At 47.5% G+C, this 12,892-nt stretch carries 13 protein-coding genes; all 13 read left to right on the top strand.

Features of this window, described 5'->3' with window-relative positions; translation table 11 throughout:
• Positions 1 to 14: 14 nt before the first annotated feature.
• The gene (locus tag NQ546_RS06300; protein WP_004289201.1) at positions 15 to 959 is read left to right on the top strand and encodes a phosphoribosylaminoimidazolesuccinocarboxamide synthase; all 945 of its coding nucleotides are present in this window, start codon (positions 15 to 17) and stop codon (positions 957 to 959) included.
• The gene (gene ubiE, locus NQ546_RS06295; protein ID WP_004289200.1) at positions 956 to 1,693 is read left to right on the top strand and encodes a bifunctional demethylmenaquinone methyltransferase/2-methoxy-6-polyprenyl-1,4-benzoquinol methylase UbiE; all 738 of its coding nucleotides are present in this window, start codon (positions 956 to 958) and stop codon (positions 1,691 to 1,693) included. Before NQ546_RS06300 ends, ubiE begins: the two co-directional genes overlap by 4 nt.
• Before the next feature lie 31 nt (positions 1,694 to 1,724).
• Positions 1,725 to 2,471 carry a shikimate dehydrogenase family protein gene (locus tag NQ546_RS06290; RefSeq protein WP_004289199.1) on the top strand — a complete coding sequence of 249 codons (747 nt, stop codon included), beginning with the start codon at positions 1,725 to 1,727 and terminating at the stop codon, positions 2,469 to 2,471.
• 1 nt (position 2,472) lies between these two features.
• Complete coding sequence (locus NQ546_RS06285; protein ID WP_004289198.1) at positions 2,473 to 3,423, top strand: alpha/beta hydrolase; 951 nt, start codon at positions 2,473 to 2,475, stop codon at positions 3,421 to 3,423.
• Between the two features lie 39 nt (positions 3,424 to 3,462).
• Entirely contained in the window at positions 3,463 to 4,365 is a 903-nt protein-coding gene (locus NQ546_RS06280; RefSeq protein ID WP_004289197.1) for a TPM domain-containing protein, read from the top strand.
• Between the two features lie 140 nt (positions 4,366 to 4,505).
• Positions 4,506 to 5,087, top strand: a complete 582-nt coding sequence (locus NQ546_RS06275; protein WP_004293816.1) for a LemA family protein — start codon at positions 4,506 to 4,508, stop codon at positions 5,085 to 5,087.
• A gap of 157 nt (positions 5,088 to 5,244) precedes the next feature.
• Positions 5,245 to 6,414, top strand: coding sequence for an AIR synthase-related protein (locus NQ546_RS06270; protein WP_021939907.1), 1,170 nt, complete (start codon positions 5,245 to 5,247; stop codon positions 6,412 to 6,414).
• A gap of 6 nt (positions 6,415 to 6,420) precedes the next feature.
• Positions 6,421 to 6,663, top strand: coding sequence for a hypothetical protein (locus NQ546_RS06265; protein ID WP_004289193.1), 243 nt, complete (start codon positions 6,421 to 6,423; stop codon positions 6,661 to 6,663).
• Positions 6,664 to 6,709: 46 nt separating this feature from the next.
• Positions 6,710 to 7,822, top strand: coding sequence for a peptide chain release factor 1 (prfA, locus tag NQ546_RS06260; RefSeq protein ID WP_004289192.1), 1,113 nt, complete (start codon positions 6,710 to 6,712; stop codon positions 7,820 to 7,822).
• 2 nt (positions 7,823 to 7,824) lie between these two features.
• A complete protein-coding gene (locus tag NQ546_RS06255; protein WP_004289191.1) occupies positions 7,825 to 9,597 on the top strand; it encodes a DUF4153 domain-containing protein in 1,773 nt (590 codons plus the stop codon).
• Between the two features lie 26 nt (positions 9,598 to 9,623).
• Entirely contained in the window at positions 9,624 to 10,454 is an 831-nt protein-coding gene (pyrF, locus tag NQ546_RS06250; RefSeq protein ID WP_004289190.1) for an orotidine-5'-phosphate decarboxylase, read from the top strand.
• A gap of 84 nt (positions 10,455 to 10,538) precedes the next feature.
• Complete coding sequence (locus NQ546_RS06245) at positions 10,539 to 11,765, top strand: HD domain-containing protein (RefSeq protein WP_004289189.1); 1,227 nt, start codon at positions 10,539 to 10,541, stop codon at positions 11,763 to 11,765.
• An 84-nt stretch (positions 11,766 to 11,849) separates the two neighbouring features.
• Positions 11,850 to 12,890, top strand: a complete 1,041-nt coding sequence (gene lpxD, locus NQ546_RS06240) for a UDP-3-O-(3-hydroxymyristoyl)glucosamine N-acyltransferase (protein ID WP_004289188.1) — start codon at positions 11,850 to 11,852, stop codon at positions 12,888 to 12,890.
• The last annotated feature ends 2 nt before the right edge of the window (positions 12,891 to 12,892 follow it).

Raw genomic sequence — 12,892 nt, 5'->3', positions numbered from 1 at the left:
TAAATATCACAAAGATGAAAGCATTAACAGCAACAGATTTCAACTTTCCCGGACAAAAGAGCGTCTATCATGGAAAGGTACGCGATGTGTACAACATCAACGGTGAAAAGTTAGTTATGGTCGCTACCGACCGCATTTCGGCCTTCGACGTAGTATTGCCGAAAGGCATTCCCTTCAAAGGACAAATGCTGAACCAGATTGCAGCCAAATTCCTCGACGCCACCACCGACATCTGTCCCAACTGGAAAATGGCCACTCCCGACCCCATGGTAACAGTGGGCGTGATGTGCGAAGGTTTCCCGGTTGAAATGATTGTACGCGGTTATCTCTGCGGTAGCGCATGGCGCGCCTACAAAAGCGGCGTCCGCGAAATCTGCGGCGTGAAGCTGCCCGAAGGCATGAAAGAGAACCAAAAGTTCCCCGAACCTATCATCACCCCGACTACGAAAGCCGAAATCGGCGAACACGATGCCGATATCTCCAAAGAGGAGATTCTTGCCAAAGGCCTGGCTACTCCCGAAGAATATGCAATTCTGGAGAAATACACAATGGCCCTCTTCAAACGCGGTACGGAAATCGCAGCAGAACGCGGCTTGATCCTTGTCGATACCAAATATGAATTCGGCAAGCACAACGGCACCATCTACCTCATGGACGAAATCCACACTCCGGACTCCAGCCGTTACTTCTACTCCGAAGGTTACGAAGAGCGCTTTGCCAAAGGCGAACCGCAAAAGCAGCTTTCAAAGGAGTTCGTACGCGAATGGTTGATGGACAACGGCTTCCAGGGCAAAGAAGGACAACAGGTTCCGGAAATGACAGACGAAATCGTAACTTCCATCAGCGAACGCTACATCGAACTGTACGAACACATCACCGGTGAGAAGTTCGTGAAAGAAGATACAAGCAATATCGCCGAACGCATCGAAAAGAACGTAACGGAATACTTGAAGAAATGAACTACCCCCAAGAGTACATCAAGCCTTACGGTAACGAGGGCAAGAAGAGTGAACAGGTCGAAGAAATGTTCGACAACATCGCCCCTGCTTACGACAAGCTGAACCATACCCTGTCAATGGGCATAGACCGCAGCTGGCGCAAGAAGGCGATTAACGCGCTCCGCCCCTTCCACCCCCGACGTATCATGGATGTAGCGACCGGAACCGGCGACTTTGCCATACTTGCCTGCCGCGAACTGCAACCCGATACGCTGATAGGAACCGACATCTCCGAAGGCATGATGAATGTGGGACGTGAAAAAGTAAAACAGGCGCACCTCTCGGACAAGATTTCCTTTGCCCGGGAGGACTGCACCTCTCTCTCGTTTGCCGACGGAAGTTTTGATGCCGTAACCGTAGCGTTCGGCATCCGCAACTTCGACGGACTGGACAAAGGGCTGTCCGAAATATGCCGCGTGCTGGTGCCCGGCGGACATCTCGTCATACTGGAGCTATCCACCCCGGACCGCTTCCCTATGAAACAGCTCTTCTCCGTCTATTCCAAAGTCGTGATTCCGCTGCTCGGCAAATGTATCTCGAAAGACAACAGCGCCTACACCTACCTGCCTCAAAGCATCCGCGCCTTTCCGCAAGGCGAAATCATGCAGGGAGTAATCCGCAAGGCAGGATTCAGCGAAGTACGTTTCCGGCGGCTGACTTTCGGAATATGCACTTTATACATCGCTAAGAAATAGCCACTTATCTTCCCCTTTAACACACTTGGATATGCAGAAATATGGTCTAATCGGTTACCCGCTGAAACATTCGTTCTCCATCGGATACTTCAATGAGAAATTCAAAGCAGAGAACATCGACGCAGAATATGTGAACTTCGAAATTCCCCGCATCGAAGACTTCATGGAAGTGATTGAGGAGAATTCCAACCTCTGCGGACTCAATGTAACCATTCCTTATAAAGAACAAGTCATCCCCTACCTTGATGAACTGGACAAGGATACAGCCAAAATAGGCGCGGTCAACGTCATCAAAATCATCCGTCTCCCCAAAGGAAAGGTCAAACTGATAGGCTGCAACTCGGACATCATCGGATTTACGCAATCCATTGAACCGCTACTGCAACCCCACCACAAGAAAGCGCTGATTCTGGGTACAGGCGGTGCTTCCAAAGCCGTATACCGCGGTCTGGAGAACTTAGGAATAGAAAGCGTCTTCGTGTCACGCACCAAAAAGGACAGCAGCTTCCTCACCTACGAGGAACTGTCTCCGGAGATTATGGCCGAATATACGGTCATAGTCAACTGTACGCCTGTCGGCATGTTCCCCAAAGTGGACTTTTGCCCGAACATTCCATACGAAGAGCTTACCCCCAACCATTTGCTCTACGATTTGTTATACAATCCAAACGAAACACTCTTCATGAAGAAAGGCAAAGCACAAGGGGCTGTCACCAAGAATGGACTCGAAATGCTGCTGTTACAAGCCTTTGCTGCATGGGAAATTTGGAACAAATAACATGAAAAAAAACATCAGATACGGTCTGCTCGGACTGTTAGCGGTAGCAGTGGTCGCCCTCACAGGCGGGAGCTTCTACATGCTCGGCTACTCGCTGACACCGAAAGACAATAAAGGTAAGGATATTCCGGGATCGTACGAATATATGCACAGCAAATATCCGTTCATCACGCCCTGGCTGGACAGCCTGCAAACCACAGGCGCACTGCGTGACACTTTCATCATCAACCGGAAAGGCCGGCAACTGCATGCAATGTTTGCCTCTGCCGCCAAGCCCACCGATAAGACAGCAGTCATAGTGCATGGTTATACGGACAATGCCATCCGCATGCTGATGATAGGCTATCTTTACAACAACGATCTGAATTACAATATATTATTGCCCGACTTGCAGGACAACGGTCTGAGCGAGGGTCCTGCCATACAAATGGGATGGAAAGACCGGCTTGATGTGCTGAATTGGATGAATATCGCCAACGATATTTTCGGAAAACGCACCCAAATGGTAGTGCATGGCATCTCCATGGGAGCCGCAACCACCATGATGGTATCCGGAGAAGCGCAACAGCCTTTTGTGAAATGCTTCGTAGAAGATTGCGGTTATACGAGTGTATGGGACGAGTTTTCATTCCAACTGAAAGATATGTTCGGACTGCCTGAATTTCCGTTAATGTACACCACCAGCTGGCTATGCAATGCCAAGTATGGTTGGAATTTCCAAGAAGCTTCTTCCTTGGAACAAGTGAAGAAATGCAGCCTTCCCATGTTCTTCATCCATGGAGATGCGGATACGTACGTACCTACCCGTATGGTCTACCCTTTGTATGAAGCCAAGAGCGAACCGAAAGAATTATGGATTGTACCCGGCGCCACGCATGCCATGTCCTACAAAGATTATCCGCAGGAATATACGGAGCGCGTAAAGAAATTTGTAGGGAAATACATCCGTTGATGTGATTTTTACTACCTTCGCTCCTACAAATACAATAATATGAAACGAATTATATCCATAGCACTCTTCTTGTGCATACTTGTTTCCTTGCAGTCACAGGAAATTTACACCACTAAGAATATTCCTAAAGTACACCTTCAGGACAAGACACGCTATGTTTGCAACCCGGCCGGCATCCTCTCCGTTTCGGCATGCGGCGAAATAGACCGGATGCTTTATGCATTGGAACAGCAGACCGGCATTGAAACCGTAGTGGCCGTCGTACCGTCTATCGGCAATGAAGACTGTTTTGAGTTTTCGCATCAGCTGCTCAACGAATGGGGTGTGGGTAAGAAAGACAAGAATAACGGCCTGGTTATCCTGCTGGTAACCGACCAGCGTTGCATCCAGTTCTATACCGGATATGGATTGGAAGGAGACTTGCCCGATGCCATTTGCAAACGTATTCAGACCCGAGACATGATTCCTTATCTGAAAGACGGCAACTGGGATGCGGGTATGGTGGCCGGCGTACGTGCCGTATGTGTCCGCCTTGACGGCAGCATGACAAACGACTCTGACGAAAACAGCGGTGAATCTCCGATAGGGCTGATTCTGGCTGTCATCGGTTTCTTTGCGATCGCTATCGTGGCAGGAATACTAAAAACACGCGCTGCAAGCAAATGTCCGCAGTGCGGCCAGCATAAACTGCAACGGAGCAACAGCGTGCTTGTCTCACGTCGCAACGGAGTACGGACAGAAGATGTCACCTACACGTGCCGCAACTGCGGTCACAAAGTGGTGCGCCGACAGCAATCTTACGATGAGAACTACCGGGGAGGTGGTGGAGGAGGCCCTGTCATTTTCGGCGGAGGCGGCTTTGGCGGAAGTGGCGGAGGCTTTAGCGGAGGTAGCTTCGGAGGAGGTATGGGCGGTGGCGGAGGAGCCGGCTCGCGGTTCTGACCCCTCATTCTCCTAAGAAGGAAGAAGAATGGGTTGTCTGCATAGACAATCAATCAGTGATATATACCTAAGAATATTGTTTAATGAAACGCCTGCTTGCCTCTTCAAGGAGACAGGAAGGCTATAAAAAAAGAAGAAGTATGAAAAAATCAACCATTATCATCATTGTTGTTATAGCCCTTCTTGCCATTTGGGGTGTTACCGGCTACAACGGGCTCGTCACTATGGACGAAAATGTCAGCGGACAATGGTCTAACGTCGAAACACAATATCAACGCCGCGCCGACCTGATTCCGAACCTCGTAAATACAGTCAAAGGATATGCTTCTCACGAAAAGGAAACGTTGGAAGGTGTGGTGGAAGCCCGCAGCAAAGCCACTCAAATGACCATAGACGCCAACGACCTGACACCGGAAAAACTGGCTGAATACCAAAAAGCACAGGGCGCGGTTACTTCCGCCCTTGGCAAACTGCTTGCCATTACCGAGAACTATCCCGACTTGAAAGCCAATCAGAATTTTCTGGAATTGCAAGCCCAACTGGAAGGGACAGAGAACCGCATCAACGTAGCACGCACCAATTTCAACAATGCTGCAAAGAACTTTAATACGGCAATCCGCCGTTTCCCCAAGAACATTCTTGCCGGTATTTTCGGCTTTGAGAAACGCGCCTACTTTGAAGCCGCCGAAGGCAGCGAACAAGCACCTAAGGTGGAGTTCTAAAGAAACGGATTGAATATCAAATATCCCCTCATCCGGTGTCATGCCTGCACAGACTTGCAAGTACGACACCGGATGAGGGGATATTTTTTATGCAAAGCTAAGGCTATAAGCGAAATAATCACTACTTTTGCACACAATTGAACTAACTTATTATCTCATGAGCAACCAACGATATATGATGAGAGGCGTCAGTGCATCAAAAGAAGATGTACACAACGCCATCAAAAACATCGACAAAGGTATTTTCCCGCAGGCTTTCTGCAAAATCATTCCCGACATTCTGGGCGGCGATCCCGAGTACTGTAATATCATGCATGCCGACGGCGCAGGAACAAAATCCAGCCTGGCCTACATGTACTGGAAGGAAACAGGTGACCTCTCCGTTTGGAAAGGCATTGCACAAGATGCACTGATTATGAACATCGACGACCTGCTTTGCGTGGGTGCAGTAGACAACATCTTGGTATCAAGCACTATCGGACGCAATAAGTTGCTCATTCCGGGAGAAGTAATCTCCGCCATTATCAACGGAACGGATGAACTGCTGGCCGAACTTCGCGAAATGGGTGTAGGCGTATATGCCACCGGCGGCGAAACGGCCGATGTCGGCGACTTGGTACGCACCATTATCGTAGACTCTACGGTAACTTGCCGCATGAAGCGCTCGGATGTCATCAACAATGCCAATATCCGTCCGGGTGATGTGATTGTAGGCCTGTCCTCCTGCGGGCAAGCCACTTATGAGAAAGAATATAACGGTGGTATGGGTAGCAACGGACTTACCAGCGCCCGCCACGATGTTTTCTCCAAATACCTCGCCGAGAAATATCCTGAAAGCTATGACAAAGCCGTACCCGACGAGTTGGTATACAGCGGAAAACTGAAACTTACTGACAGCGTCGAAGGCAGTCCTTTGGATGCCGGCAAGCTGGTGCTCTCTCCTACCCGCACGTATGCGCCGGTAGTGAAAAAGCTGCTCGATGCCCTCCGTCCCGAAATTCATGGCATGGTGCACTGCTCCGGCGGCGCACAGACCAAAGTTCTGCATTTTGTAGGTGACAACTGCCGCGTCATCAAAGATAACCTTTTCCCGGTTCCTCCGTTGTTCAAGACTATCAAAGAACAAAGTGATACGGACTGGAGCGAAATGTACAAGGTATTCAATATGGGACACCGCCTTGAAGTGTACCTCTCTCCCGAACATGCGGAAGAAGTGATTGCTATCAGCAAGAGTTTCAATATTGATGCACAGATTGTAGGACGTATCGAAGAGAGTGACAAGAAGGAATTGATTATCAAGAGCGAGTTTGGAGAATTCAGATACTAATTAAGAATGAGCACAGAAAACGATAGTACTTACATCAAAGTTCCTAAAAGTGTGGTTCAGATAGGTGCAATCGCCATTTTATTCGTTATCATCGACCTTATCAGTGAACTGATAGGACTTTTTCAGGAACCTGAAACAAGGATTGACCGCATCATTATACGCTCAATAAGCATAATAGGCTGGTCGTGTATAGAATATATCACCGTTGACACGATATGGCAGAATCGTAAACATGCTCCATGGAACTAATTGCTGAAAACAATATCGTTTTAAGAGAAGAGTGTACAAATAGATTATGGCAGATAACAACACCATATTAGAAAAGCTGGAAGGACTCGTTGCCCGCTTCGAAGAAGTATCCACGCTGATAACCGACCCGGCAGTGATTGCCGACCAGAAGCGCTACGTCAAACTCACCAAAGAATACAAAGAGCTGGGTGACCTGATGAAGGCCCGCAAAGAATACATGCAGGTATTAAGCGGCATTGAGGAAGCCAAAGAAATCATCGCCAACGAAACCGACGCCGAAATGCGCGAAATGGCTCGCGAAGAACTCGACGCCTGCCAGACGCGCCAACCTGAACTGGAAGAGCAGATCAAATTGCTGCTTGTCCCTGCCGACCCGCAGGACAGCCGCAATGCTATTCTTGAAATCCGCGGTGGTGCAGGCGGTGACGAAGCAGCTATTTTTGCCGGAGACCTTTTCCGCATGTACACCAAGTACTGCGAAACAAAAGGCTGGAAACTGGATATATCCAGCGCCAATGAGGGCGCAGCCGGCGGTTTCAAAGAAATCATCTGTTCTGTGACAGGAGATAATGTATACGGTACGCTGAAATATGAGTCGGGAGTACATCGCGTGCAGCGTGTGCCTGCCACCGAAACTCAGGGACGTGTACATACATCGGCCGCATCCGTAGCCGTACTGCCCGAAGCCGAAGAATTCGATGTAGTGATCAATGAAGGAGAAATCAAATGGGACACTTTCCGAAGTGGCGGCGCCGGCGGTCAGAACGTAAATAAGGTGGAATCCGGTGTACGCCTACGCTACAACTGGAAAAACCCGAATACCGGTGTCGTAGAGGAAATTCTCATTGAATGTACCGAAACACGCGACCAACCGAAGAACAAAGAACGCGCCCTCTCCCGCCTGCGTACCTTTATATATGATAAGGAACACCAGAAATACATCGACGACATCGCTTCCAAACGAAAGACAATGGTTTCTACCGGTGACCGTTCGGCAAAAATACGTACCTACAACTATCCGCAGGGACGTATTACGGACCACCGCATCAACTATACAATTTACAATCTCTCCGCCTTTATGGACGGCGACATTCAGGACTGCATAGATCACCTGATTGTTGCGGAAAATGCAGAGAGGCTAAAAGAAAGCGAATTATAGTTATGAAAAGGCTATCAGTAGAGAAAGCGTTTCACACAGCTGCCGAGGCGTTTCAGAATTGCTTGAAGCGTTTTCCGGTTACGGTAACCTTTATCTTTGTATTCACAGCCTATCTCATCTATCTGACATCAACAGGCTGGAAGGGCGAAGACCGGTTACTGTTCATAACCGGCTACTATCTATCGGTAGGCATCCTGCTTTCACTCACACTTCATCTCTGGAGTGAAGAAGTGAAAAGCCGTTTGTGGAAGACGGGCATACAACTTGCCGCACACGCACTGCTTATAGCCGACGCTTTCCTTCTCTATTATTATCTTGCCACAGAAAGTTCGTGGATCGAGATCGGTATTGCCCACGCTGCTGCTATTCTCGCCGTAGGACTTTCTACTTTTTTCCTTTCATTCTTACGTGAAAAGAATGACGTTGCAAGCTGGAATTTTGCACTGAACGCCATTTCTTCATATATTGTCACGCAGGTTATAGGACTCATCCTATGTGCAGGCATCAGCCTGCTGATGTTTTCGCTCCACCAATTATTTGAGATACACATCAGCGGAAAATGCTATGCCTACATCTACTATCTGTGCAACGTGTTGCTCGGATTAATGCTGTTCCTCGGATTACTGCCGCAAGGAGATGACAAGCATAACCGGGAGCCACATTCTTCAGAGTTTCTGAACGGTATTCTGCACTATCTGTTCCTGCCTCTTACGGCCGGCTATCTGACAGTCCTTTATATTTATGCCACCCGCATACTTGTCAGCTGGGAATTGCCCATAGGCTGGGTATCATGGCTTATTGTAGCGCTAATGACAGTATGTATCGCCATCCAATTCGGGTTATACCCCACCCGCTTCAAAGAAGGCAAACGGTTCGACAACTGGATTGCCCGCTGGATGCCCATATTGATATTGCCATTGTTGCTATTGATGACAATAGGCATTATACGCCGCTTCAATGATTACGGCATCACCCTCAACCGGCTCTATCTAGCGACACTCAACGGTTGGTTTTATATTGTCTGCATCGGGTTGTTCATCATAAAGGCCCGACGCATCAATTGGATACCCATTTCATTTGCCATTATCTTTTTGCTGACGTCTGCATTGCCTGTCAACTATGCCAGCATCACAAAAAACACTATTCTCAACGAAATAAGGGACGAGATGCAACACAGTTGCCAAACAGAAGCTCCCTTATCATTGCAACAATACAAGGAATGGATATATTCGCTGCCGGAAAAGAAAGCCATACAGATAAACAGTAAATTCAAGTATTTGAGCAACTGGTTCGGTACGGAAAGTGTCACTCATCTGATAGACAAGAATGTAACTTACAATCTGTATTCTGTGGCAATGGATCTGGAAGCGGATACAGTGGCTGTCGAGACTGGCAATAAACGGGTTACTTACAGTGGCGAAACCGACAGTCAAACAATTGTTGATATTCCCGAAGGTTACACCCGGTTTATCGCTGTACCCGATAATGGCGCGTCATCCCACCGGCTCACCATTTCCCGGCAATACCTCAAGAACGGCATATTACCTGTCCCGCTCGATACCCGGACAGGCAAACTGAACGACAGCGTATACATCGAACTCAAGACATTGGAACAGTTGGAACAGAACAGCAAACATGGACACATACTGCCTACTCCTTTCCAGTGCAACTCCCCCAAAAACCTGTTCATACTGACCGGCTTCGACTTTTATTATGAAAAAGAAAGCAACGAGGATGCAAGAATGAGCATAAAAGGATATTTATTTAAAAAGTAGAACTATCAAACTAACAGAATTGCTATATGAATAAACAACAGCTCTTTGAAAATATCAAACGCAAGAAATCATTTCTCTGCGTTGGTTTGGATACGGACATCAAAAAGATTCCGGAGCATCTATTGAAAGAAGAAGATCCCATCTTTGCTTTTAATAAAGCAATTATCGACGCAACAGCCGACCTGTGTATCGCCTACAAACCAAACCTTGCTTTTTATGAAAGTATGGGTGTAAAAGGCTGGATCGCTTTCGAAAAGACTGTAAACTATATCAAACAAAACTACCCCGACCAGTTCATCATAGCCGATGCCAAACGTGGTGATATAGGCAATACTTCCGCCATGTATGCACGCACTTTCTTTGAAGAGTTGGATATCGACTCGGTGACCGTAGCGCCCTATATGGGTGAAGACAGCGTTACTCCGTTCCTCACTTACGAAGACAAATGGGTTATCCTGCTTGCCCTGACCAGCAACAAAGGATCGCACGACTTCCAGCTGACAGAGGACCGGAACGGCGAACGCCTCTTTGAAAAAGTATTGCGCAAGTCACAGGAATGGGCAAACGATGAACAAATGATGTACGTAGTGGGCGCCACTCAGGGACGTGCTTTCGAAGATATCCGCAAGATTGTTCCCAACCACTTCCTTTTAGTACCCGGCGTGGGTGCACAAGGCGGTTCATTGGAAGAAGTCTGCAAATATGGTATGAACAGGACCTGTGGACTGATTGTGAACTCCAGCCGCGGCATCATCTATGTAGATAAGACAGAAAACTTTGCAGCTGCTTCACGTAAAGCCGCTCAGGAAGTACAGGCACAAATGGCTGAACAACTGAAGAAAGTGATTAATGATTAGTGACCGATGATTTACCGGCAGGCTGTTCATATCTAAAAAAACGCCAACAAACCACCAACCATTAATAACTAACAACGATAAAAGGTGCAAGCAAGAAAAATCATCAACGACCCGGTGTTCGGGTTCATTAACATACCGAAGGGGTTGCTGTACGACATTGTACGGCATCCCCTTTTGCAACGTCTGACCCGTATCAAGCAGCTGGGATTGTCGTCTGTCGTATACCCCGGCGCACAGCACACCCGGTTCCAACACTCCTTGGGCTCATTCTATCTCATGAGCGAAGCTATCCAGCAACTCACAGCCAAAGGCAATTTCATCTTTGACAGTGAAGCGGAAGCCGTACAAGCGGCTATTCTGATGCATGACATCGGTCATGGCCCGTTCTCTCATGTACTTGAGGACACTATCGTAAAGGGTGTTTCGCACGAAGACATCTCTTTGATGCTAATGGAGCGCATCAACAAGGAGATGAACGGACAGCTCACGCTTGCCATCCAGATATTCAAAGACGAGTATCCCAAACGTTTCCTACATCAGTTGGTAAGCGGGCAACTGGACATGGACCGGCTGGACTATCTGCGCCGCGACAGCTTTTACACAGGAGTTACCGAAGGGAATATAGGTTCAGCACGTATCATCAAAATGCTCGATGTAAAAGACGACCACCTGGTCGTCGAGTCCAAAGGAATTTATTCCATTGAGAACTTTCTCACTGCACGCCGCCTGATGTACTGGCAGGTATATCTGCACAAAACATCGGTTGCATACGAGAAGATGCTCATCAGTACATTACTACGTGCCAAGGAACTGGCCGGAAAAGGTATGGATTTGTTTGCTTCGCCTGCATTGAAATTCTTCTTGTATAATGATGTCAACCGGGAAATATTCTACAATAATCCGGATTGTCTGGAGAACTACATCCAACTGGATGATAACGACATCTGGACAGCCCTGAAAGTATGGAGCACCCACCCGGACAAAGTACTTTCCACACTAAGTATGGGCATGATTAACCGTAATATATTCAAAGTGGAAATCTCCACCGATCCTTTCAGCGAGGAACGGAAAAGAGAAATCATCCGGCAAATCAGCGGGCAACTGGACATCCTTCTTCCCGAAGCAAGTTATTTCGTTGCCACCCCGAGCATTGAGAAGAATATGTACGATCCTGCAGACGACAGCATCGACATCCTATACAACGACGGATCCACTAAAAATATAGCCGAAGCATCGGATATGCTTAATATATCCCTGCTCTCTAAAAAAGTAAAAAAATACTACTTATGCTATCAACGTTTGCATAGATAAGTATAAAATATTCATCACAGGACAAGGATATATAAAAAAAAAGTCCGTTATTTGTGTTTTGAAACCATCTAACAACAATAAGACATGGAGTTCTCTGCTAAACAAATTGCAACATTTATCCAAGGAGAAATCGTAGGAGACGAGAATGCAACCGTACATACTTTCGCCAAGATCGAAGAAGGAATACCCGGAGCAATCTCTTTCCTATCCAATCCTAAATACATACCCTATTTGTACGAAACCCAATCAAGTATCGTTTTGGTGAACAAGGACTTCGTTCCCGAACAGGAAGTTAAAGCGACTATGATTAAAGTAGACAACGCTTATGAAAGCCTTGCCAAATTGTTAAATCTTTATGAACAGAGCAAACCCAAACGTACCGGGATTGATTCTCGGGCCTATGTTGCCGAAACAGCCAAAATAGGCAAGGATGTTTACATCGCTCCCTTTGCCTGCATCGGAGAGTACGCAGAAGTGGGAGACAATACGGTAATCCATCCGCATGCCACCATTGGAAGCGGAGCCAAAGTGGGCAGCGACTGTATTATTTACGCAAATGTGACAATCTATCACGACTGCCGCATAGGCAACCGCTGCATTCTGCATGCCGGTTGCGTCATCGGTGCGGACGGATTCGGATTCGCCCCTACTCCCGAAGGTTATGAGAAAATTCCCCAAATAGGTATCGCCATATTGGAAGATGACGTGGAAATCGGAGCCAACACTTGCGTAGACCGCGCTACAATGGGAGCGACTATCGTACACAGTGGTGTGAAATTGGACAATCTGATACAGGTAGCCCACAATGATGAAATCGGTTCACATACGGTAATGGCCGCACAGGTGGGCATAGCCGGCTCCACCAAAGTAGGTGAATGGTGTATGTTTGGTGGCCAGGTGGGTATAGCCGGACATATTCATATCGGAAACAAAGTGAACCTTGGTGCTCAATCAGGTGTTCCCAGCAGTATCAAGGAGGGCAGCCAATTAATAGGTACACCGCCTATGGAAGTGAAATCATATTTCAAGTCACAGTCCGTATTCCGCAAGTTGCCGGATATGTACTTTGAGATGAACGCCCTCCGTAAAGAGCTCAATGAATTAAAAAAACAATTAAATAAGTAACC

This window comes from Bacteroides eggerthii (genome assembly GCF_025146565.1).
Lineage (GTDB): Bacteria > Bacteroidota > Bacteroidia > Bacteroidales > Bacteroidaceae > Bacteroides > Bacteroides eggerthii.
The sequence above is the reverse complement of the archived record's forward strand: the minus strand, read 5'-3'. Positions and strand labels throughout refer to the sequence as shown.

Excerpts from the sequence above, each read along its gene's own strand:
- NQ546_RS06270 (WP_021939907.1), top strand. The coding sequence starts at position 5,245 with ATGAGCAACCAACGATATATGATGAGAGGCGTCAGTGCATCAAAAGAA.
- NQ546_RS06280 (WP_004289197.1), top strand. The coding sequence starts at position 3,463 with ATGAAACGAATTATATCCATAGCACTCTTCTTGTGCATACTTGTTTCC.
- pyrF (WP_004289190.1), top strand. The coding sequence starts at position 9,624 with ATGAATAAACAACAGCTCTTTGAAAATATCAAACGCAAGAAATCATTT.
- NQ546_RS06275 (WP_004293816.1), top strand. The coding sequence starts at position 4,506 with ATGAAAAAATCAACCATTATCATCATTGTTGTTATAGCCCTTCTTGCC.
- ubiE (WP_004289200.1), top strand. The coding sequence starts at position 956 with ATGAACTACCCCCAAGAGTACATCAAGCCTTACGGTAACGAGGGCAAG.
- NQ546_RS06265 (WP_004289193.1), top strand. The coding sequence starts at position 6,421 with ATGAGCACAGAAAACGATAGTACTTACATCAAAGTTCCTAAAAGTGTG.
- prfA (WP_004289192.1), top strand. The coding sequence starts at position 6,710 with ATGGCAGATAACAACACCATATTAGAAAAGCTGGAAGGACTCGTTGCC.
- lpxD (WP_004289188.1), top strand. The coding sequence starts at position 11,850 with ATGGAGTTCTCTGCTAAACAAATTGCAACATTTATCCAAGGAGAAATC.
- NQ546_RS06255 (WP_004289191.1), top strand. The coding sequence starts at position 7,825 with ATGAAAAGGCTATCAGTAGAGAAAGCGTTTCACACAGCTGCCGAGGCG.
- NQ546_RS06300 (WP_004289201.1), top strand. The coding sequence starts at position 15 with ATGAAAGCATTAACAGCAACAGATTTCAACTTTCCCGGACAAAAGAGC.
- NQ546_RS06290 (WP_004289199.1), top strand. The coding sequence starts at position 1,725 with ATGCAGAAATATGGTCTAATCGGTTACCCGCTGAAACATTCGTTCTCC.
- NQ546_RS06285 (WP_004289198.1), top strand. The coding sequence starts at position 2,473 with ATGAAAAAAAACATCAGATACGGTCTGCTCGGACTGTTAGCGGTAGCA.